This is a genomic window from Mesorhizobium sp. M0140 (genome assembly GCF_040322475.1).
GTDB lineage: Bacteria > Pseudomonadota > Alphaproteobacteria > Rhizobiales > Rhizobiaceae > Mesorhizobium.
In genome coordinates this window covers 1-21,664 of sequence record NZ_JAMYTM010000038.1, presented here as the reverse complement: position 1 = coordinate 21,664, position 21,664 = coordinate 1, and the positions used below count along the sequence as shown (strand labels likewise).

The following is a 21,664-nucleotide window of genomic DNA, read 5'->3' as shown; positions in this document are numbered from 1 at the left end:
AATCCGAACGGCGATATCACCTATGACCTAATGCCATGGCCGCCTGGGACCCGGCCGTCCTTGCCGCGTTTGCCACGGTCCGGTGAGCGTGCGGGCGACCACGATTTGACGCGGTCAATTATCACCTCTCACATCGGCGCTATTTCGTCAGCCGATCATGCACGATGAACCGGCCGGCTTTCGCCGGCCGGTTGCTCCGATCGGGATCAGCCGCAGACGCGGACCTCTTCGATCACCCTGTGGTGGTGGCGCCAATGCTTGACCAGTTCGATATGGCAGCGATGATACCGGTGATGGCGGCGATATTCGCCGTACCGGTATTCGCCATTGTCATACTGAACATTCTGGTCGCCATCATACTGATCGTCATAATAGCGATCGCGGTGATGACGGCGAATAACGATCCCACTATCGGAATCGTCATCCGGCAAATATCGGTCGCCGTCGTCGGACTGGATGGTCACGCTTGCCGCTTGCGTCGGCGCAGTGATCGCCGCGGTCGCGGCCAATGCCAACAGGGAAGCCAGAATCAGCTTTTTCATCTCGTCCTCCTGCGTATTCAAGACATGTTAACTCGCGGAAGAACCGGGCGTTCCGCCTAATTTTACACGCTTTGCGACGCGGAAGACATCAAGGCGTTATCGTCCACCCGCTCCAGGCGCACGAAGGCCGTCAGCGGCAGGTGGTCGGAGGCAACGCGCGAAAGCGGCGTGTCATGCGCGTTGATGGCGGCAATCATGCCGTGCCTGTTGGCCATGATCCGGTCGAGCGCCAGCAGCGGCAGGTTCGACGGGAAGGTGGGGACCGCCGGCGGCTGCGGGCCGAACGTCGCATGCAGTGTGTTGAGAGCGGAGCGGTTGCCGAGCCGCCATTCGTTGAGGTCGCCGAGCAGCAAGGTCGGTCTTTCGTCCGGGCTGTTCATCAGGTCGAGCACGACGCGCGCCTGCTGGGAGCGCGAGCGGCGCAGCAGGCCAAGATGGGCGGCGATGATGCGCAGCGTCCGGCTTCCATCGAGGTCGATTTCCGCCACCACCGCGCCGCGCGGCTCCAGTCCCGGAAGCTTGATCTGGTGCACGTCGCGAACGACGCCCTTCTTGAACAGCAGGACGTTGCCATGCCAGCCATGGCCCTTGCCGGTGGCCGAAATCGGCACCGGAATCAGGCCGGTTTCCCGCTCGAGCCGGGGCAGGTCGAGAAGCCCGACACGGTCGCCGAAGCGATTGTCGGCTTCCTGCAGCGCAATGACATCCGGATCGATTTCGCGGATGACGCGGATGATCCGCTCCGGGTCGAATTTCCTGTCGACGCCGATGCATTTGTGGACATTGTAGGAGGCAACCAGCGTGCCGGTGGTGGCTGTCGTCTTGAGTGCTGCGGCGTTAGCCTTCTGCATCCGGCGGTCACGAAGGGACAGAAGCATGCTTGCCGGGAGGCTGCGTCCAATTCTGTGCATCTCTGTGCTGCTCGTCCTCGCTGGTTTCAATTCAGAAGCGGGATAAAGTGAAAATAGGCAATTTCGGCGTATGTTCCATGACAGACGAGTTCCTCAAGCACACCTCCGCCTTAGAGATAGGGTGAACCGAGCCATAGTACCCGGTCGAACAGCCTGATAAGAAACGGCCGGGCTCGCAAGGCTTCCAGCGTCACCGGCACGGCGGAGGCAATCGCCGACCCGATCCGCGTCTCGATCTCGCTGGCAAAGCCGGCATCGAGCACCTCCAGGTCGATCTCGAAATTCAGCCGCAGCGATCGGGCATCAAGATTGGAAGATCCGACATAGGCCCACACGCCGTCGATCGAAAGCAGCTTCGAATGGTCGAACGGTCCCTCGGTTCGCCAGACACGGCAATAGTGTTTGAGCACCTGATCGAACTGCGCCATCATCGCGCGGTCGACGAGGAAAAGATTGTTCACCGCCGGCACCACGATGTCGATTTCGACCCCGCGCCTGCCGGCGGTGATCAGCGCGCTGATCAGTTCCCGATCCGGCAGGAAATAGGGCGACATCACGCGTATAGACTTGCGGGCGACCGAGAATGCACCGATCAGCAGCTTGTGGTTGGTCTCGTTGCTGGCATCCGGGCCGGACGCGACTGCCCGCACCATCATCGGTGCGCCTGGCGGTGGCGACAGCGGGGCGATGCGCCAGGCGTCGCCCTTCAGCGCCTCGTTGGTGGCGAAGCGCCAGTCCTCGGCGGCGACCGAAAAGAGGTCGGCGACGATCGGACCGGTCACCCGGAAATGTGTGTCCCTGGCGCTGTTGGAGCCGGCGAATTCGGCTGAGAAGCCTTTTCGGATGTTCATGCCCCCGGTGAAGGCGGCGATGCCGTCGACCACCAGGATCTTCCGGTGGGTCCTCAGATTGGCGTAGGGCAGGCGCAGGCCCATGACGATGTTGCCGTTGAAGACATCGGCGGGGATGTTGGCCTCGCGCAAATGCCCCAGGATGCTCGGCACCGAGTAGCGGGCGCCGACGGCATCGATCAGCACGCGGACGGTGACGCCGCGCCGGACGGCGCCGGCCAGCGCCTCGACGAAGAGCAGGCCGACGGCGTCATTGTCGAAAATATAGGTCTCGAGCAGGACGCTGCGCTCGGCGCCATCGATCGCCGCGCACATGGCGGCATAGGCCTCGTCGCCGGTCTCCAGCACATCGATTGCATTTCCAGGATTGAGCGTGCGCCGCGCCACCCTGTCGCCCAGTGTCCGCAAGCCCGTGAACCGTTGCCCGTAGCGCTCGACGATCAGGGCCTCTTCGACAGCGACGTTGCGCTCGTGCTTGGCGGACACCGCGCCGTCGGCAAACGGGCGCTGGGCGGTGATCGTGGCGCGGCGGATGCGGTTGATGCCGGCGATGGCATAGATCAGCACGCCAAGGATGGGGGACAGCACCATCACGCCGACCCAGCCGGTGGCGGCGCGGACATCTTCCTTGGTCATGACGGCATGGACGATGCCGACCGTCGCCATCACCACGGAGATGATCGCCAGAATTTGCGGCCAGTGAGTCGCCAGGGTCTCCAACATGCCGAGACTATCCAGCGAGCGGTTGCAGAAGGCAATGCAGCCGCTCGTGCCGCGCATTCGCCGGATGGTGGCATGCGGCCCTGGCTGAAGAGTTCGACCAGCCGCAGAGATCGATGGGTTGAAGCACCCCGATAGATCCTGTCCAGAAGGACAAACCTGACCCAGGGGAAGCATAGAGCCTGGCATCGTCCTGTTCTGCCCGGGCCCTCCGAAGCCTCTTATGCTTTGGTACCACCTCTATTGTATATCAGGAGGAATGATTTTAATGATATAAACACTTTGATTGACGGCGAGGGGGGCGCCGAATGATGAAATTCAACTTCGATGGACCTCCTGGCGATGACGTAGCTGCCGACACGTCGGCAGAATGCCAACGCCAATTGCTGCCTCTCGTCCGTGAGATCGTTCAGGCAGCCGTCGCTGCCGGGTGGAGCGAGGAAGACGTTCTTCTGGGTTTTGTGGAACTTACATGGGATTTGTATGAGAATCGTCGCGACGATCTGCAATGACCGGCGGCAAATCCGGTAGCTCTACATTGTTGAATGGCCGCCGAAATGGCCAAACTGTCCCCTGAAGCAGGGCTCCGAATTCAGGTCAACCAGAGGCCTCGCGGCAGTTGGCAACTTTTGCGCACGCAGCTTTTCACGATAGGAATTTTTTCTTGACTCGGTGACCTCAGCTATAGTACATATTCGCCCATGGTGCTGATTTGCGCCAGTGACCCGCCGCGCAGGCGGGTTTTTCGTTGATGCTCCGTCAGCCAATGCGCCGGCGAAGGTGTCAAAAAATGTTCCAGTCCCTCCCTTGTGACTGGTTCCTCTTATCCCGAACAAAATTTTTTCTTTGCGTACGGATGTTATTCACTATCCGCGGCATGTGCGTTACGCTGGGTCCGGGTCGGGCTAAGGGGGATTTCAGGCAGCGGACAAAGCGGCAGAGGCCAGGCATGAAAAATACGGACGATGCTCGGGACAGCGGCGATTCCTGGGGCGTCAATCGAGAACGGACAGCTCGATATGTCCTGGACATAATTCCTGAAAGCGCAGGTCCCAGGAGGGCCACCACGCGGAGGAGTGTCATATACTCCGTCCGCGATCCCGTCCCGCAGAAATTCCTGGCCAAGAAGCATTCCACCGGAATTGTGCTGAGGCCCGCACGCGGAATGAGAGCCTCGCTCGGCAGCGACAGGATCACGGAATACGGCGCGCCACGCGTGCGGGAATATCTCGACGAAAACGTCGTGCGAAAAGTCATCGCCGAATTGGCATCCTTCGCAGGGGTTTCATCCAACCATATCATAGCAACGTTCGGCGTGCCGCCGCATTGCGGTGAGTTGCCGATTGCCGAAGTCGCCTGTCTCGCCGGTTCTTCGGATCGGAGCCATCTGCCTGCGAGAACGCCGACCGGGGCCGCGCATGCTTCCCTCAAGAACTGAGGGCCCGGCCATGGCAAAATGGCAACGCCTGCTCACCCGCGACGCAAGACCGGAATTTTCTACAAGGCTTGCTGAGTTTCTCAAAATACATCCCGCTGCAAATCTGCCCCAAGCTCCGCAGGAGTCCTCTGGAATGTCATGCAGTCCGCGCATTGTTCGCCGTCCGGCCGGAACGATCCGATGAGTGGCGATGCCGGTCAGCTTCGATCAATCACGAATTGTTTTTCAGGGGAACATGGAAGGAAGCCTTGGGTTGAACCTCATCTGGGACGTATCGGGAGGCCGAAAAATGCCGGGCGATGATGGTTTCCCCGGACCGGTTTCCGGAACCAACTCGCGACAGCCGACGCTCAACGCGAAAGGCGGGCTTTCCGTCCGCGCCGCGCGCCGCGTGCAGCAATTCCTGGACGAGAACTTTACGCGCAAGCTGGCGCTGGCTGATATGGCCGCGGTTTGCGGGCTTTCCCCCTATCATTTTGTGCGGGCTTTCTCGAGGACGTTCGGAATGCCGCCGCACCAGTACGTCCTCGACCTGCGGCTGGATTTCGCTGAAAGACTGCTTGCAGACAGCCGCATGACGATCACCGACATCGCCCACTCGAGCGGGTTTTCAAGTCAGAGCCATTTTACCACCGTGATGAAGAAATACCGGCAGCGGACCCCGTTGCAGGCACGGGTGGGAAAGCTTAACGCCAAGGTTAGGTGAGGCGACGCTTATTTCATTGCTTTGTTTCTTGGTTTTAAAGCATTGGCTAAGGTAACAAGCCGTTAACCTCTGTAGGTTTGCTGCGCTCTTTTCTCACAAGGCAGCAATTTCGTGAAATACCGCGGGCAGGAATCATGTCTTCCTGCGGTGGAGCGGAATTGTCAGACATTTCGTGCCGGCCAGCGGAGAGGGAACCATGACCGACAATCAGATTTCGAACGGCTCGCTTCTTGTTCAGCGTCGCGCGGCGCATTTCGCCGGGCACTGGATCGCGGGGGCCGATCATGGCTCACGCTCGACGCGCCGCCGCCTAATGGCGGTGCTGCGCATGGCTCATTGCGTGCTGGGCATGGGGCGCAAGCGCCTGGGGCTGGGAACGCTGGGCGTCGGCGGGATGTCGGCGGCGGCGCTTGCCGTGATGGGGATCATGATCCCGCAAACGGCTTTCGCGCAGCTCGCCATTGGCAACGGGACTGTGACCAACGTCGCGAACTGCACGACTCCCTCCGCAGGGATACAAAGCACTGCCATCGGTTGTGCCAGCACCGCCACCGGGTCCGCCTCAACCGCCGTCGGCGATGGTGCCAAAGTGAATGGCGACGACGGCGTGGCACTGGGCACCGGTGCCACGGCAACGGGCAACGCTTCGATCGCTATCGGCTACACGATGAGTGCCAATGGCCTCAACGCCATAGGCATAGGTGTCTTCGCGGGCGCAACCGGCGTCAACGCGCTCGCTGTAGGCGGTAACGCCAAGGCCAACGGGGACGGAGCAAGCTCCATTGGCGTCAACTCAGTTGCAACCACAGGCGCGGCCGCCTTTGGCCTGAACGCGCGTGCCGACGGATTGAACTCGACGGCGATCGGCTATGTTACCCGGGCGACCGGGCTGCGCGCCACCGCTCTCGGGTTCGGGGCAACTGCATCCGGGCTGGATTCGCTTGCCCAAGGTAACAGCGCCACCGCAACCAACCAGAATGCCATCGCCATCGGATTCCAGGCGACCGCGACCGCGATCAACGCCGTCAATCTTGGCAACCGAACTGTTGCGGGAGGGGGCGCGCTGGCCCAGAGTGCCATCGCCATCGGTACGGATGTGACGGCGTCCCAGGTTGACTCCACCGCGATCGGGCGCGCGAGCAAGGCAACGGGAACGTCCGCCATAGCGATGGGCGCGACCTCGATTGCGAGCGGCTCTGCCAGCACCGCGGTCGGCAACGCGTCCGCTGCCAGCGGCATAAACGCCTCCTCATTCGGGACGGGTGCAAATGCGATAGGAGACAATTCTCTCGCAGCCGGCGTCAGTGCCAACGCCGGCGGAGTCGGCAGCACCGCGCTCGGCATAGGTACGTCGGCCGGCGGCGCCAGTTCGGCAGCCGTGGGCTTCCAGGCCCAGGCCGCCGGCACCAATGCCGCAGCCGTTGGTCCCCAGGCAAATGCATCGGCGATAAACTCGGCAGCGTTCGGCAACGTCGCCACGGCTTCGGGCCAATTCGCGCTGGCCCTGGGCAATTCGGCCGTATCGAGCGGAGTAGGCTCGGTCGCGGCGGGCTCTGGAGCCCAGGCCACGGACGTCTCCACCACGGCTTTGGGTAACAACGCCGCGGCGACCGCCGCAAATGCCAGTGCGCTGGGATTGGGCGCCACGGCCAGCGGAGTGTACGCCACTTCGCTCGGTTCCACATCCAAGGCCACCGGTGCCCGTGCGTTCGCCGGTGGCCGTTCGTCCACTGCGGGAGGCGACGACTCCATTGCCATAGGCACGACATCCATCGCGACAGCGGCGAGCTCGACAGCAGTTGGAGCGGGCGCTGTGGCACAAGACGTCAATGCGATTGCCATCGGTACCGCCGCCGGCGCTATCTCCGCCGACTCCGTCGCCATCGGCACGGGCGCGACCGCCGATGGCGGCAAGGCGGTCGCGATCGGCTACGGCAACGTTGCCTATGGCGACGGCGCGGTCGCCATAGGCGATCCGAGCTATGCCAGCGGCACCGGCGCCTTCACCGGTGGCGCCAACAACATCGCCAACAGTGACGGCACGGCGAGCGCCACCGCGGCCAATACGGCCAACGGCGCCGTCGCCATCGGCAACAACAACAAGGCCATCGGGCAGGGCTCGGTGGCACTGGGCAACGGCTCGACCGCGGGTGCGGCCGGCCTCGCCGGCAATGTCGCGCTGGGTAATGGCGCGACAGCGGCGGCGAGCTCCGGCGACGTGGCGCTCGGCTCCGGCTCGGTGACCACCACGGCCGTCGGCACGGCGAGCGGCGTGGTCAACGGCACGACCTACGCCTTCCAGGGCACCAACCCGCTCTCGACCGTCAGCATCGGCGCGGTCGGTGCGGAACGCACGCTCACCAACCTGGCGGCGGGGCGCGTCAGCGCGCTCTCGACCGATGCGATCAACGGCTCTCAGCTCTTCGCCACCAACCAGGCCGTCGACGCCATTGGCGTCACGCTCAGCAACATCAATGTCGGCGGCGGCATCAAGTATTTCCACGCCAACTCGACCCTGGCGGATTCACAGGCTCTCGGAACGGATTCCGTCGCGGTCGGCCCGAACGCCGTGGCCAACAATGACGGCGACGTGGCGATCGGCCTGAATTCGACATCGGGCGCAACGACCGCCGTCGGTGGCACAACGATCGGCGGCGTCAACTACACCTTTGCCGGCGCCACACCGGCCGGTGCCTTCTCGGTCGGCTCGGCGGGCGCCGAACGCCAGATCCAGAATGTCGCGGCCGGGCAGTTGAACGGCGGTTCGACCGATGCGGTCAATGGTTCGCAGCTCTTCGCCACCAACCAGCAGGTCACGCAGAATACGACCGATATCGCCAATATCGGCAGTGGCGTGACCGATCTCGGCAACACGATCAACAACATCGCCGGCGACACGTCGACCGCCTATACCGACGCCAATGGTGTGGGCATCCGCTACGCCCGCACCAACGAGGCAGGCTTGGCGCAAACCGATTCCTTCGCACAAGGCGTCGGCTCCACCGCCGTCGGCTACCAGGCGACCGCCACCGGCGTCAGCGCACTGGCGCTCGGCCGCGACAGCAATGTCAGCATCGACGGCGGCGTGGCGCTTGGCTCGGGTTCGGTCTCCGATCGCGCGATCGCTCCGCTTACCGGGCAACTGCCCGCCGGCCCAGCCAACTTCATCCAGTACAACACGACCGACAAGACGCTGCTCGGCGCCGTTTCGGTCGGCGACGCTACCTCGTATCGGCAGATCACCAATGTGGCCGACGGCACGCAATCTCAGGATGCGGTAACGCTTCGGCAGCTGCAGGGCGCCATCGCCTCCGTCTCGGTGACGTCGACGAAATACTTCCATGCCAATTCGGCGGCGGGCGACTCGCTGGCGGTCGGCGCGGAATCGGTCGCGGTCGGCCCGACGACGGTCGTCAACGGCGACAACGGCATCGGCATCGGCAATGGCGCCACTGTCGAGCAGGATGCACCCGGCGGCACAGCGATCGGCCAAGGCGCCCACGTGATGCTGGCCGACGGCCTGGCGCTCGGCACCAATTCGCTGGCGTCCGGCATCCAGTCGGTGGCGCTCGGCGCCGGCGCCCAGAGCACCTTCATCAACAGCGTTGCGCTCGGCGCGCAGTCCATCACCAGCGTCGGCGCGCAGGCCGGCTACACGGCCTTTGCGCTCGCCGGTTCGCAGACCTCGGTCGGCGAGGTGTCGATCGGCGCCGCCGGGGCCGAACGCAAGCTCACCAACGTCGCGGCGGGCTCGGCCGATACCGACGGCGTCAACGTCTCGCAATTGCGCGGCGTGACGCAAAACGTCAGCAACCTGTTCGGCGGCGGCACGACCGTCAATCCCGACGGCTCCATCACCGGCCCGACCTACACCATCCAGGGCAACAATTATTCCACCGTCTATGACGGCTTCACGGCCGTCGACAATGCGCTGACCAGCATCAGCAATGGCGGCGGCATCAAATATTTCCACGCCAACTCGACGCTGGCCGACAGCATCGCCGGCGGCACCAACGCCGTGGCGATCGGGCCGGAGAGTGTGGCGAGCGGCACCGACAGCCTGGCTGCGGGACATGGCTCGACGGCCACCGGGCAGGGCGCCGTCGCGCTCGGCCAAGGCGCCAAGGCCAACAACGCCAACGATGTGGCGCTCGGTTCCGGTTCGGTGACACAGACCGCCGTCGGGACCTCCAGCACCGTCATCAACGGCAAGACCTACACTTATGCCGGGACGACGCCGACCGGAACCGTCAGCGTCGGCGACGCCGGCGCCGAGCGGACGATCACCAATGTCGCCGCCGGCCGCGTCGATGCCGGCAGCACCGATGCGATCAACGGCTCGCAGCTCTACGCCACCAACACGGCGATCGAGGATCTGAAAGCCGGCGTCGGAAACCTTACCCAGAACGCGGTGACCTATGACACCCAGGGCGGCAACAAGACGAACACCATCACGCTGCAAGGTGGCGACGTCAACGCGCCGGTCGTCATCTCCAATGTCGGCCCCGGCGTCAAAGGGACCGATGCGGTCAACGTCGACCAGATGAACCAGGGCCTGACCGCGGGCAAGAGCTATACGGACAACCGCGTGGCCTACGCTATCGATACGTCCAACGACTACACCGACAAGGTGGCGGTCACGACCTTGCAGCAGGCCAACGACTATACCGACCAGAAGCTCAGCCAGCTCAATTCGGACATCAGCGGCATCCGCGACGAGGCGCGGCAGGCGGCCGCGATAGGCCTTGCGGCCGCCTCGCTGCGCTATGACGACCGGCCCGGAAAGCTGAGCGTCGCGGCGGGTGGCGGCTTGTGGCGGGACGCAGGCGCGTTCGCCTTCGGCGCTGGTTACACCAGTGAAGACGGCCGCATCCGGGGCAATCTGTCGGGCACGGCCGCGGGTGGGCATGTCGGTGTCGGCGCCGGCATCAGCTTCACCTTGAACTGAGGCAGGAATGAAAGGACTTGTTGCCCTGACCTGCCTGGCGCTCTGCGGCGGCCTCGTGCCGTCCGCCGGGCAGGTCGCGTCGACCTACAGGATCAAGCCATCGGACGTAGTGGTGCCGCCCGAGGTCAAGCTCGGAGACTATCAGCGCACCATCCGCCCATTCGATAACTGGACGCTGATCTGCGACGAGAACCTCAAGGCTCGCAAGAAGGTCTGCAACGTCTCGCAGATCATCGAGGACGCATCAGGCAAGATGGCTTTCAGCTGGTCGCTCGCCGCCACCCAGGACGGCAAGCCGTATATGATCCTGCGCACCGCTCCGAACGCCAGGAGCGATGGCCTGGTGTCACTGAAGTTCGATGGACAGAAGCAGCCGATCGACGTGCACCTGAACGGCTGCAACGAAATGGTCTGCGTCGGCATGTTGCCGGTAGGCCCCGTCATGCGCCGACAGATCTCGCAGAATGCGACACCGGCGATCTCCTATTCGACGGTCGACGGTCAGACGATCACCGTGACCGCAACGCTCAAGGGGCTGTCAGAGGCCCTTTCACCACTCAAATAACCGGGGCATCACCATGAGCCAGCAGGACCAGTTCACGTCCGCGAAACGCACTGCGACCGTCGAGGCGGATCGGCAGAGGCGGGCCGAGTCCCCAAGGCGGCGCTGGCCACGCGTGGCCGGATATTCACTTCTGGGATTGGTCGTGGCGGGCCTTGGCTTCGCCGCAGGGAACTATGCCGCCATCGCCAATCTGGTCGGCGGCGCGACGGCCGCACCCGCAGAAACTGCGGCGGCCCCCGTGCTTCCGGACACGCCCTTCCTCGAGCATGTCAAGCAGGCCGGAGTGCAGGCCTGCTCGACCGTCTATCCGGCGCTCGGACAGATTCTGACGAACGGCACGAAATACAGCGTCAAATCCCTGTGGAACGACCAGGCCGCCGACAAGCACGCCATCCAGGCCTTTGTCGGCATGGATTATGCGTCGGAACGCTATAGCGGACCGGCCGCCGGCATCGTCTTCGCATCGCCCACCGCCACGGGTTGCGAAGGGGCGATGGTGCGGGTGGCGCCATTCGCCAGCCCGTGCGCCGACATCGCATCCATCCTGCCGCAGGGCAGCAAGATTACCGACCATCTCGGGCAGGTCGAGGTCTACGAGCTCGGCGGCAATGCCGGTGAAGCGCTTCTCCTGCCGACGGGCAAAAGCTGTGTGGTGATCTCCCTCGCTTCGGCGGCGAAGTAGGACGCGAAGCGATTGAGGTTAAGGAAAGGATGCCGACCATGAGATTGCAGGCTTTGGCAGTTTTGGGCTTGACCCTGTTGTGGAGCGGACAAGTCGTCTCGGCCGACCTTGTGGCCCCATCGGAACCGCAACAGGAGGAAAAAGGCATCTGGGCGGCCATTGCCTATTCGCAGGCCGATAGCAAATACGGCTTCTTCTGGGGCGCCGACAAGCGGCAGGAAGCGAAGGACATCGCACAGAAATATTGCGAGAACGCGGGCGGAAAGGCCTGCAACGTCGTCACCGTCTTCCGCAACCACCGCCATTGGAATGATGACGACGAGACCGGCTTTCCCTACAAGCACTGCGGTGCACTCGCCGTGGCAGACAAGGTGGAGAACCGTTTCACGCCCTGGGGCGTGAACTCGGCCGAGACCCGTCGCGAAGCGGAGGATCTCGCTTTGCAGGCCTGCGAGGCGGCGGGAGAGAAATGCAAGATCCGCGAGTGGGTCTGCACATGAAGCCTGGCCCGAAGGCCGTCTCCGCATGTGGGGCAATTCTATTCTCGTTGATGTCGCCGGTGTCTGCCCAGCAACAGGTGGCGGCTGTCCCGGATGGACCCTCATCGCTGCGTGAAGTCTATCAGGACTGGAGTGTGACCTGTTCGGTTCGCGAGAAGGCGAGAGTGTGCTCGCTCGCGCAAGACCAGGTCCAGCAGAACGGGCAGAGGCTTCTTGCCGTTGAGATCGCGGCACGCCCGGACGGCTCGACGACGGCTACCTTGCTTCTGCCCTTCGGCATCCTGCTCGATCCGGGCGTGACGCTGCAGATCGACGATCAACCGCCACTGTCCCCGCAGCGCTTCAGGACCTGCCTGCCAACGGGTTGCGTCTCCGTCTTTACCGTCGATCGGCCGACGCTTGGAAAGCTGAGGGGAGGCTCGGTGCTGAAGCTCAATGTGACGACGGACGCCGAGACCCCGCTGAGCTTCCCGGTCTCGCTTCGCGGCCTGACCGCGGCGCTCGACCGCATGGTGGCGTTGAGCGCAAATTAGGGTGCGCGCTGACCAGCTTTTGGCCGCAATCAGCGACATGACGCGCACGCCGGCCGCCGCGACGGAGTATTTTGGGGCGGCTGCCGAGAGGGCGTACCTGAAAATGGCTCAACTTCAGGTTGGGTCATCAACAGCCGCCATACCCACATGGCATGATTCTGGCCATATCGGCCCACTGACCTGCCGTTTTTCGGGCTATCCCGCAGAGTGCGGCGTCCGGATACAACCGGAGCGAGCCGACGTTATGTGCTATTTTTGCTACATCTCGCAGCCTTGTTGCCCAAAAAGGCTATTTAGCGACCTCTAAATCAATAATCGCTCACATATTTCGTGAATTTGTGAATAATCCACCGACGGGCAGGCCTTGGCTTGGTTAGCGCTCTGAAAAGGACGCTGGGGAAACGTTAGGGTGGGATTGATGAATACGACAAACATGTCGACCATAGGCAGGCGCCTTGGTCTTTTGATGGCGGCCACCATGCTGACCTGCGGGAGTGCTCATGCGCTTACGCTCAAGGAGGCGATGGCTGTCGCGGTGGAATCCAATCCCGAGATTGGACAGGCGATCGAAAATCGCGAAGCAATCGAGTTCGAGTTGCGGCAGGCCAAGGGCCTTTATCTTCCCAGTGTCGATGTCGAGGCATCGGCCGGCGTTCGCCGGCTCGACAATTCATCCCGGCGCTCCCTTTCCATCGAAGACGACGCGCTCTATCCGGCTGAAACGGATCTTACCGTTTCGCAGACGCTTTATGACAGCGGCGCAAGGCGGGCCGAATTGAACCGTCAGGCATCGCGCGTCGATGGCGCTTCGTTCCGGGTGCTGGAACGGTCCGAATTCATCGGGCTGTCCGTTGTCCAGGACTATCTGGAATACATGCTGCAGGCTTCGATCGTTGTCGAAGCGAAGAAAAATCTCGGCTTCCACCAGGGAATTCTCGGCGACATCCGGCAAGGCATTTCGGGCGGCGCGCTGAACGAGGCCGACCGGCAGCAGGCCGAGGAACGGCTGTTTGCCGCCAAGGCGCGCATGCAGGAGGCGACCGAGGAACTGGAAGCGGCCAAGATCCGCTTCTTCAAGACCGTCGGAAAGCCACTGACCAGCCCATCGAGGCCGGGCGATGTCTCGGCTGCGCTCCCGCGATCGCTTGACGAGGCAATAGGGTTGGCGCGCGAAAGCAATCCGCGCGTGCACATGGCCAACAGCGACATCGACGCGGCGGCTTCCCTCGTGGATGCCGCACGGGCAAAATTCGGCCCCTCCATCATCGCTGAAGGTCGCGCCCGGGCGGGAACTGACATTGACGGCGACGATGGCGACACCAGCGACCTTCAGGCGCGCGTGGTCCTGCGGTGGAATCTCTACCGCGGTGGTATTGACAAGGCCAACGAGCAGGAGCAGATCCGCCGCACCAGCGAACAGCGCCTGGCGCTGCATCAGGTGCAGCGCGAAATCGAGGAAGCCGTTCGCACGTCATGGGATCGCCGTTTCCGGCAAGCCGATCTGGCAAAGACCCTGAGGCAGCAAGCCGCCGCCAATGAGAAGCTGGTCGCTTCCTATCGCGAGCAGTTCAAGGTTGGACAGCGCTCGCTGCTCGACGTGCTGGATGCGCAGAATACGCGGTTCAACACGGCAACGCTGGCGGATACCGCGTCCTACGCATCGCTGTTTGCCCAGTACCGGCTTCTGGCCGCGACCGGACAGTTGCTGAAAACGATGAACCTTCAGCCGGCAAAGCAAGCGACAGCCTATGCACGCACCGAGTTCGCAGCACCGGAAACCGCGGACACTGAAACTTATGCGCGGACGCCATCGGAGCAGAAGAACGACCTGCCATTCGATATTCTCGCCCCGGTGAGGAAGAAGTAAGACGACGCAAGGCCCAGCGAGCGTCCTGACGGGCAGATCGTGAACCAGCAACCCAACATCCTCTCCCCCAAGGAGGCGTTCAAGGCCTGTTTCTCAGCCGTTGCCGGATATCTCGGCAGGCCGAGCGCGGAGACCGTGCTGTTTGCCGGCGTGCCGCTCTCGGACACGCGAATTGCGGTCGACGACATCAGGCACCTTGCCGAACGCATCGGCCTGGAAGTCACCGAGTTCAACCACCGGGATTTTCTCAGGGGGCGTATCGATCTGCCCGCAATCGTCTTTCGCGTCAGCCAATTGCCCGTTGCCCTGCTCGCTCTAGGCGAAGACGATGCGTATATCACCGCGCCCCAGGAAGACGGCCGCACCGCGATCGGCCGATCGGAACTGGCCGCCAGCTACATCAGCGGCGGCGCTTCCTTCTCGATCACCTACGCCAATGCCGCCGAGACCATGTCGGTCGGCTCGGCGGCCAGGATCGAGCGGAGACATTGGCTCACGGGGACGATGGGCGCTTTCTGGCGCACCTATTCGAAAGTCGTCCTGGCGGCGGTGTTCATCAATCTGCTGGCCATAGCCTCGCCGATCTTCACCATGAACGTCTACGACAGGATCCTGCCGAACAAGGCAATATCGACACTGTGGGTGCTGGCTCTCGGCATCGGTGCGGTCATCCTGTTCGACCTGCTTTTGAAGACGGCCAGGGCCTCCCTCATCGACTATGCCGGGCGCAAGGCGGATCTCCGAATATCCTATCTGCTGTTCGAGAAAGTGCTGAACTCGTCGCTGTCGGCGCGCCCCGGATCGACCGGTGAATACGCAAACAGGGTCACGCAGTATGAATTCGTCAGGGAGTTCTTCACCTCGAACACCATAAGCGTGTTCATCGACACGGCATTCGTCTTCGTCTTTCTCCTTGTGATCTATGCAATTGGCGGCTGGCTGGTGATCATACCGGCGCTGGCCTTCGTGATGTCCGTCATCGTTGGCCTGATCACTCAGCGCCGCATCGGCAAGCGCGTCGCCGCCTCGATGAACGAAGCGTCGCAGCGCCAGGCCCTGCTGGTCGAATCCATCTCGACGCTGGAGACCATCAAGTCGCTGCGCGCCGAGGCGTATCTGCTGCGAAAATGGGGGGAGCACTCCAAGAACGCCGCCAACACGTCCGAGAAGATCAAGCAGCTTTCGGCGGCGGCGGGCAACATCACCCAGTCCATACAACAGCTGGTCACCGTCGCCCTGGTCGTGGCCGGCGCTTATGCCTTCTCGGAAGGGCATGTTTCGACAGGAGCAATCATAGGAACGGTGATGCTGGCGAGCAGGGCCGTGGCGCCGCTCGGCCAGATCGCCATAACGCTGTCCCGGTTCCGCCAGGCCATGCTCTCGCTGAGAATGGTGAACTCGATCATGGCTCAGCCGGAAGACCGACCCGACACGGTGGGCTTCGTCAACCGCCCCATTCGCAAGGGGGCGATGGTGTTCAGGAATGTCGGGTTTGTCTATCCAGGCTCGGAAAACGAGGTTTTGACCGGCCTGAATTTCTCGGTCAAGCCGGGTGAGCGGATCGGCATCATCGGCCGCATAGGATCGGGAAAGACGACGATGGGCCGCCTGATCGGCCGGCTTTTCCTGCCGACTTCCGGTGAGCTGCTGCTGGATGGGATCGACATTCGCCAGTATCACCCGTCCGAGGTTCGCGCCGCGGTCGGCATCGTTGCGCAGGCCGGCGACCTGTTCTCGGGCACCATCAAGGAAAACCTCCTGATGGCATGCCCCGAGGCTACAGACGAACAGATCATCGAAGCTGCAAAGGCGGCCGGCGTCGACGATTTCGTTTCACGCCACCCGCGCGGCTACGACATGAATGTCGGCGAGCGCGGCACCAATCTTTCCGGCGGCCAGAGGCAGACGGTGGCGATCGCACGCCTGCTTTTGACCAAACCGAAAATCGTCTTTCTGGATGAGCCGTCGGGCTCGATGGATCTTGCCTCGGAACGCCAGTTGATCAAGCAGCTCAAAGTCGCTTTCGACCGCGACACGACGCTGATCGTCTCCACACATCGGTTCAGCATGCTTGAGCTGGCCGACCGCCTGATCGTTATCGAACGGGGCAAGATCGTTGCCGACGGACCGAAGGACCAAGTCATACAGGCGTTGCAGAAAACAAGCGCCTGACAAAACAATTATTGCTGCATCCAATGCGTTGGGGCGTGGGAAATGCTTGCCAGGGAAGATCGACCGCCGCTGTTTGCGTCGGCGTCCATATTCATCATCGGAGCGCTCTTCGTCGTCTTTGTCGCTTGGGCGTCCTTTGCCGAAGTCGATGAGATCGCACGCGGCGACGGCAAGGTCATACCCGCTTCCAAGACCCAGATCATCCAGGCGAGTGAAGCCGGTGTCGTTCAGGAAATCGCCGTGACGATTGGCCAGGTCGTCAAGAAGAACGATCTCATCATTCGTCTGGACAACACGCTCAATACGTCCAGTCTCGGCGAGCAGCAGGCCAAGGCGCGCGCGCTGGAAGTGCGCATAGCAAGGCTGAAATACGAACAGGCCGGCAATCTCTCGGGCCCATTTCCGTGCCCGCAGGACATCCAGTCGGTCGCTCCGCAAATCTGCGACAATGAACAGAAGCTGCTCATTGCCCGGCGCGGGAACTTCGACAACAAGCTGTCCGTGCTCAAGTCACGCCTCGATCAGCGCGAGAGGGAACTGGCCGAGGCGGTGGCCAATTCCGACCGTCTGACCAAGAACCTGGTCGTCAGCGACCAGGAGGCAAAACTGGTCGACGCGATGGTCAAGAAAGGCCTGATGGCAAGGACCGAGCAGCTCCGGGTAGAGCGCGAACAGACCGAGCTCAACGGCCAGCTGAACCTGGCCGGCGAAACAATAAAGAAGATCAAATCGTCGATCACGGAAGCCCAGCTGCAGGTCGAGGAACTCGGCCTGCAACTGCAGCAGGAGGCGTTGGACGACCTTACCCAGGCGCTGGCGGAACTTTCGGTGGTGGATGAAACCATAAGGGGGGCCACCGACAAGGTCGCGCGCACCGATATCCGGTCTCCCGTGGATGGCATCGTCAACACGCTGGAGCTGAACACGGTGGGGGCCTTCGTCCAGCCTGGCGCCGTCGTCGCCGGCATCGTGCCGACCTCCGAGACGTTGCTGGTGGAGGCACGGGTCTCGCCACGGGATGTCGCGTTCATCCGCCCCGACCAGGAAGCCCTTATCAAGGTCACCGCCTATGATTTCTCGATCTTCGGCGGCATCGAGGGCAAGGTCTCCAACATCACTGCCGACAGCCTGGTCGATCAGAAAACGGGGGAACCCTACTATCAGGTGCGCGTGGCGACGGACAAATCGACCCTTCAAAGAGACGGCAAGGCCTATTCGATCATTCCCGGCATGATCTGCTCGGTTGACATCAAGACCGGGCGCAAGACGATCCTGCACTACCTCCTGAAGCCGATCAACAAGGCGCGCGAGGAGGCGATGAGTGAGCGGTAGCGCCAGCCCTCATCCTGATGGCGAGCGACTGCTTCCGCCAGTCGCGGCCGAGGATTTCGGGCTTGAATTTCGGGTCGTGGCGCGTGGCGGCATAAGACGCGGCATCCGCTTGGAGCGGGCATTCTGGTTGTCGCTGAAGCAGATGGCCGAACGCAGGAAATGCACGATCGGCATGCTCATCGACGAGATCGCCGAAAGCCAGGCACAGACAGGCAATTTGACATCCGCGATCCGGGTGGCCTGCATGCGTGGATTGGCGGATGAAAACCTGACCTTGCGAAGGCTTGCATCGATCAACACCATCAACGCCATACTGGTCGCTTGCCCGTCACCAGCCTTTGCGCTGGCATCGTCGAAGAAGATCCTGTCGTTCAACGCGCCGTTCCAGCAATTGGTCAAACGTCAATTGCCGATCGCCCCAAGCGATGACGCACGGCACGACCTCAAGCTGGCGCTGGACCTCAACGTGGCCGACATCTTCGCGCGGCTCGATGCCAATGGCGAATCGCCGGTGGCCACCGGTTTTGTCATCGGCGCGGGTGATCGTCGATACCGGGGGCAATTGAATGCGGTGCGGGCTCCGGTGCTCGAGCCGGAGCTGCTGATGGCGTTCGTCTTCGGCGGCTGAATCACCACCAATCCAACGAGAACTTACGGCTGAAAACCTTCGCCAGGTGCGACGGTTGCGATACCGCCTTTGATGTCAGCCATCTGGGCTCCGCCCGGTCTTGAACCGTGGATCCAGGCCCGGTCCGTGCTGAACGAATAAAGCGGAACATAATCCGGGAGATCGCTGTCACGCACCACAGTGTTGCTGAGGCTGTCGAGAATGAAGGTGCCGCTGCCTGTGCTCACCGACAGCACTGCGTGAAAGAAGCCTCGCTTGCGATCCTGGAGGACGACAAGCGCCATGCTCTGCGTCGGGATGCCGGCCCTCAGCAGGGCCGTCATCTTGAGTATGGCAAAATCCTCGCAATCGCCGGCTCGCCGCTCGAGAATCTCCGAAGGCTTCGCCCAATAGTCGAGCTTGCCGTAGACGACGCTATCTTTCCTGTAGGCGATCAGGCGATTTACGCTGCTGTTGACGAAGGACAGCTTCTCGCTGAATCCCTTGCCTTGAGCGGCGGCGACCATGCCGGCAAAAGCTGTGCTCTTGCGCTCGCAGGGGCTGCCCGACGAACAAGCGGTGATTGCCCGGTACACGGGCGCCCAGCGCGCCGCGACGGGAAAATTGCGCATGGACAAGGCAACCGATCCGAAGACCCCCGGAATGATCGACGCGGTCTGCACCGGATCTATCCCGGCGTCATCTCGCGCCGTTGACGAGCCATCCCCGCGGTCAGCATCTGCCGGGCCATAGCTGCTGATGACCTGACCGATCCGGTAAGCGCCCGCAGGCTGCCTGGCCTGGGGCCTCGCCAGCGAAACACCGCCGAGACAGGGCGGCGTCTGGACCTTCTCCTGAGGCCAGCCGGATGCGGCGATATCGCTCGCGAATGACGGCCCCGCCAGGCCGACAAGCCCGATTGCCAGCAGGAGCATCTGGAGCCGGGTTTTTCCCGGAACTGGTTTTTGCTTTTTCATAACGCCCACCTTTGACTGTGGACGCTACCAATCTTGTCTCAAATTATTGGAAAGGAAGGTGGATAAATATCCAGCAACTGTCTTTATCCAGTTTGTCTAAAATTTTATTCAAATTTATACTTTGGTTCATCAAAAAGATGCCGACTAGTCATCCGTCAACCAGACCTCCAGAAACCAACATATATCAGGTTATATTGTTGCGGTTTACCACGTGTAAAAAATGCCGGGCAATGCATATCATAATATATGAAATAGATTAGGGGGCAGTTGCAAAGTAGAAGTGGCCGCTGTCTCTATCCGGTAAATATCGGAGGGGTTTCAGCCATGACGAACAATATCGAGTTGGACAGCTTTTCGGCTTCCTTGAACGAGCATTCCGCGTCCAATGAACACGGCGATCAGGCATCGCCGGCGGAGATTCGGGTCGCACAGGCAAATTCGACGCAGCCCGCGCCGGCAGCGTCCGAACCGGTGCCGGTCGATGTCGGCGGCGGAGCGCCTGTCAAGCCAGAAGCCCCCGCGGAAGCAAAGGCACCGCCGGCAGCTGCGCCGCACGAATACGTAGCCGACGCCAGCCATGTGGTGAGGCTTCCCGCCAACGCCTCCATCGACAACATCAAGGTCGATGGCCAGAACCTTCTGCTCGAACAGGCCGACGGCTCGGTAATCGTGGTCAAGGATGGCGCCTTGAACGTGCCGACCTTCATCATTGGCGACGTCGAGGTGCCGCGCGTGGCGTTGCTGGCAGCGCTGGAAGCCAGCCATGTCGATGTTGCCTTCGGTGCCGACGGTTCCATCTCGGCCGGCCCGGGCGGTTCGAATTCGAGCGCGGGCGGAGACTTCTCGGTTCCCCCCGGCGGCATCGGCGACGGGTTCGACCTGTCGGCCCTGTTGCCCCCGACGGCCTTGCAGTTCGGGCTTCTGGAGCGGCGCGAGCTGTTCCCCTCGATCGTCGACAGGCAGGTTACAGTGACGGCCACGTCACTGCTTGCCCCGACCGAAGCGGCTAGTGAAACTGGCCTCGATGGCGGTGGGGCGCAATCTCCGGGTAGCGAAGCGCCGACCGACAAAGAAACGTCCAGCACTGGAACGATCAGCATCGACGCGCCGGATGGAATTGGCTCGATCGTCATCAACGGTGTCACCGTCACCGGCGTCGATCAGCACATCCCAGGGCAGTACGGTTACCTGACGATCGTCTCCTTCAATCCGAGCACCGGTGCCATCGAATACAATTATACGGTGACCGAATCGGTTTCCCATACGGATCAGACACCCGGCTATGATCCCAGCACCGACACGGTTCCTGAGAATTTCACCATCACTGTCACGGATGTCGACGGCGATACTGCCAGCACCACCTTCGCCGTCGCCATCTTCGACGACGTGCCGACGGCACACGCCGATACCGACAGCATCGCGGCCGGCCAGTTTGGCCCCGCGACGGGCAATGTACTGGTTGGCGGAACCGATGCCGGCGACGCCAACGCGACGGACGGCGTTGCCGACACCAAGGGCGCCGACGGCGCGACTGTGGTTGGCGTGCAGGCCGGCAACACCAATACCGATGTCGACAATGCGGCCACGCTGAACACGCCGATCCAGGGCAGCTACGGCACGCTGACACTGCTGGCGGACGGCTCCTACAGCTATGTGCGCGCTGCCGGCACGCCAGGCGGCGTCAACGACGTGTTCACCTACACGATCAAGGACGGCGACGGCGACACCTCGCATACCACGCTGACGATTTCGATCGGCAACTCGACGCCTGTGATCACCGACCTGACGCCGGAGGCCACCGGCGGCGACGTCGTCGTCAACGAGGCGGCGTTGAATATCGGCACGCCGGGCGGGCCTGGGTCCGATCCGGCAAGCACGGCCGAGGCCGGCGCCGGCACCTTCACCGTCTCCTCGCCCGACGGCATCCACTCGCTGGCGATCGACGGCAACGCCTTCATCACCGATGGCGTGTTCACGGGCGGCTCGTTCACGACGACGCTCGGCAACACGCTGACGGTGACAGGCTACAATGCCGCCACCGGTGAGGTGAGCTACACCTACACACTGCTCGACAACGAGGGGCATGACCCCATCCAGGGCACCAACAACCTCTTCGAGAACTTCACCGTCACGCTGACCGACCAGGATCTGCAGAGCGCCAACGCCACGCTCTCCGTGAAAATTATCGACGACATTCCGACGGCACATGCCGACACCAACAGCGTTGTCGAGGGCGGCATCGTGAGCGGCAACGTGCTGACGGACGGCACGGACGACGTGTTCGGCGCCGACGGCGCGGCGGCGGGCGGCGGG

17 protein-coding genes are annotated in these 21,664 nt (G+C 62.4%); 13 read left to right on the top strand and 4 right to left on the bottom strand.

The genetic code is table 11. From position 1 onward, the window contains the following. Positions 1 to 206: 206 nt before the first annotated feature. The 3 genes from NKJ37_RS27710 to NKJ37_RS27700 all read right to left on the bottom strand — a co-directional run bounded on the left by NKJ37_RS27710 (position 207) and on the right by NKJ37_RS27700 (position 3,027). A complete protein-coding gene (locus NKJ37_RS27710) occupies positions 207 to 542 on the bottom strand; it encodes a hypothetical protein (protein ID WP_352775865.1) in 336 nt (111 codons plus the stop codon). Between the two features lie 62 nt (positions 543 to 604). Continuing rightward, complete coding sequence (locus NKJ37_RS27705; protein WP_352722599.1) at positions 605 to 1,453, bottom strand: endonuclease/exonuclease/phosphatase family protein; 849 nt, start codon at positions 1,451 to 1,453, stop codon at positions 605 to 607. Between the two features lie 110 nt (positions 1,454 to 1,563). After that, complete coding sequence (locus tag NKJ37_RS27700; protein WP_352441926.1) at positions 1,564 to 3,027, bottom strand: phospholipase D-like domain-containing protein; 1,464 nt, start codon at positions 3,025 to 3,027, stop codon at positions 1,564 to 1,566. Positions 3,028 to 3,332: 305 nt separating this feature from the next. Between NKJ37_RS27700 and NKJ37_RS27695 the strand changes: the two genes are divergently transcribed. The 12 genes from NKJ37_RS27695 to NKJ37_RS27640 all read left to right on the top strand — a co-directional run bounded on the left by NKJ37_RS27695 (position 3,333) and on the right by NKJ37_RS27640 (position 18,395). After that, on the top strand, positions 3,333 to 3,536 hold the full coding sequence (locus NKJ37_RS27695; RefSeq protein ID WP_352775862.1) for a hypothetical protein: 204 nt from the start codon (positions 3,333 to 3,335) through the stop codon (positions 3,534 to 3,536). A 653-nt stretch (positions 3,537 to 4,189) separates the two neighbouring features. Further along, positions 4,190 to 4,462 carry an AraC family transcriptional regulator gene (locus tag NKJ37_RS27690; protein ID WP_023809960.1) on the top strand — a complete coding sequence of 91 codons (273 nt, stop codon included), beginning with the start codon at positions 4,190 to 4,192 and terminating at the stop codon, positions 4,460 to 4,462. Positions 4,463 to 4,652: 190 nt separating this feature from the next. Next, positions 4,653 to 5,168, top strand: coding sequence for a helix-turn-helix transcriptional regulator (locus NKJ37_RS27685; protein ID WP_352441928.1), 516 nt, complete (start codon positions 4,653 to 4,655; stop codon positions 5,166 to 5,168). A gap of 196 nt (positions 5,169 to 5,364) precedes the next feature. Further along, on the top strand, positions 5,365 to 10,116 hold the full coding sequence (locus NKJ37_RS27680) for a YadA-like family protein (RefSeq protein WP_352613193.1): 4,752 nt from the start codon (positions 5,365 to 5,367) through the stop codon (positions 10,114 to 10,116). Between the two features lie 7 nt (positions 10,117 to 10,123). Further along, on the top strand, positions 10,124 to 10,681 hold the full coding sequence (locus NKJ37_RS27675) for an invasion associated locus B family protein (RefSeq protein ID WP_023809958.1): 558 nt from the start codon (positions 10,124 to 10,126) through the stop codon (positions 10,679 to 10,681). Positions 10,682 to 10,694: 13 nt separating this feature from the next. Beyond that, positions 10,695 to 11,363, top strand: a complete 669-nt coding sequence (locus NKJ37_RS27670) for a hypothetical protein (RefSeq protein WP_023809957.1) — start codon at positions 10,695 to 10,697, stop codon at positions 11,361 to 11,363. A gap of 38 nt (positions 11,364 to 11,401) precedes the next feature. Beyond that, positions 11,402 to 11,863 carry a DUF4189 domain-containing protein gene (locus NKJ37_RS27665; RefSeq protein WP_023809956.1) on the top strand — a complete coding sequence of 154 codons (462 nt, stop codon included), beginning with the start codon at positions 11,402 to 11,404 and terminating at the stop codon, positions 11,861 to 11,863. Then, on the top strand, positions 11,833 to 12,396 hold the full coding sequence (locus NKJ37_RS27660) for an invasion associated locus B family protein (protein WP_196815310.1): 564 nt from the start codon (positions 11,833 to 11,835) through the stop codon (positions 12,394 to 12,396). Before NKJ37_RS27665 ends, NKJ37_RS27660 begins: the two co-directional genes overlap by 31 nt. 418 nt (positions 12,397 to 12,814) lie before the next feature. Continuing rightward, positions 12,815 to 14,263 carry a TolC family protein gene (locus tag NKJ37_RS27655; protein ID WP_352441933.1) on the top strand — a complete coding sequence of 483 codons (1,449 nt, stop codon included), beginning with the start codon at positions 12,815 to 12,817 and terminating at the stop codon, positions 14,261 to 14,263. A 39-nt stretch (positions 14,264 to 14,302) separates the two neighbouring features. Further along, positions 14,303 to 16,435, top strand: coding sequence for a type I secretion system permease/ATPase (locus NKJ37_RS27650; RefSeq protein ID WP_128304950.1), 2,133 nt, complete (start codon positions 14,303 to 14,305; stop codon positions 16,433 to 16,435). Positions 16,436 to 16,477: 42 nt separating this feature from the next. Then, positions 16,478 to 17,767 carry an HlyD family type I secretion periplasmic adaptor subunit gene (locus tag NKJ37_RS27645; protein WP_023809952.1) on the top strand — a complete coding sequence of 430 codons (1,290 nt, stop codon included), beginning with the start codon at positions 16,478 to 16,480 and terminating at the stop codon, positions 17,765 to 17,767. Then, entirely contained in the window at positions 17,757 to 18,395 is a 639-nt protein-coding gene (locus NKJ37_RS27640; protein WP_128304952.1) for a ribbon-helix-helix domain-containing protein, read from the top strand. Before NKJ37_RS27645 ends, NKJ37_RS27640 begins: the two co-directional genes overlap by 11 nt. 23 nt (positions 18,396 to 18,418) lie before the next feature. Here NKJ37_RS27640 and NKJ37_RS27635 read toward each other — a convergent pair whose 3' ends face one another. Further along, the gene (locus tag NKJ37_RS27635) at positions 18,419 to 19,351 is read right to left on the bottom strand and encodes a transglutaminase-like cysteine peptidase (RefSeq protein ID WP_352775858.1); all 933 of its coding nucleotides are present in this window, start codon (positions 19,349 to 19,351) and stop codon (positions 18,419 to 18,421) included. Between the two features lie 324 nt (positions 19,352 to 19,675). Here NKJ37_RS27635 and NKJ37_RS27630 point away from each other — a divergent pair. Next, a partial coding sequence (locus NKJ37_RS27630; RefSeq protein WP_352775855.1) for an Ig-like domain-containing protein occupies positions 19,676 to 21,664 on the top strand: 1,989 nt, incomplete at its 3' end.

Excerpts from the sequence above, each read along its gene's own strand:
- NKJ37_RS27710 (WP_352775865.1), bottom strand. The coding sequence starts at position 542 with ATGAAAAAGCTGATTCTGGCTTCCCTGTTGGCATTGGCCGCGACCGCG.
- NKJ37_RS27705 (WP_352722599.1), bottom strand. The coding sequence starts at position 1,453 with ATGCACAGAATTGGACGCAGCCTCCCGGCAAGCATGCTTCTGTCCCTT.
- NKJ37_RS27700 (WP_352441926.1), bottom strand. The coding sequence starts at position 3,027 with ATGTTGGAGACCCTGGCGACTCACTGGCCGCAAATTCTGGCGATCATC.
- NKJ37_RS27695 (WP_352775862.1), top strand. The coding sequence starts at position 3,333 with ATGATGAAATTCAACTTCGATGGACCTCCTGGCGATGACGTAGCTGCC.
- NKJ37_RS27690 (WP_023809960.1), top strand. The coding sequence starts at position 4,190 with ATGAGAGCCTCGCTCGGCAGCGACAGGATCACGGAATACGGCGCGCCA.
- NKJ37_RS27685 (WP_352441928.1), top strand. The coding sequence starts at position 4,653 with ATGCCGGTCAGCTTCGATCAATCACGAATTGTTTTTCAGGGGAACATG.
- NKJ37_RS27680 (WP_352613193.1), top strand. The coding sequence starts at position 5,365 with ATGACCGACAATCAGATTTCGAACGGCTCGCTTCTTGTTCAGCGTCGC.
- NKJ37_RS27675 (WP_023809958.1), top strand. The coding sequence starts at position 10,124 with ATGAAAGGACTTGTTGCCCTGACCTGCCTGGCGCTCTGCGGCGGCCTC.
- NKJ37_RS27670 (WP_023809957.1), top strand. The coding sequence starts at position 10,695 with ATGAGCCAGCAGGACCAGTTCACGTCCGCGAAACGCACTGCGACCGTC.
- NKJ37_RS27665 (WP_023809956.1), top strand. The coding sequence starts at position 11,402 with ATGAGATTGCAGGCTTTGGCAGTTTTGGGCTTGACCCTGTTGTGGAGC.
- NKJ37_RS27660 (WP_196815310.1), top strand. The coding sequence starts at position 11,833 with ATGCAAGATCCGCGAGTGGGTCTGCACATGAAGCCTGGCCCGAAGGCC.
- NKJ37_RS27655 (WP_352441933.1), top strand. The coding sequence starts at position 12,815 with ATGAATACGACAAACATGTCGACCATAGGCAGGCGCCTTGGTCTTTTG.
- NKJ37_RS27645 (WP_023809952.1), top strand. The coding sequence starts at position 16,478 with ATGCTTGCCAGGGAAGATCGACCGCCGCTGTTTGCGTCGGCGTCCATA.
- NKJ37_RS27635 (WP_352775858.1), bottom strand. The coding sequence starts at position 19,351 with ATGAAAAAGCAAAAACCAGTTCCGGGAAAAACCCGGCTCCAGATGCTC.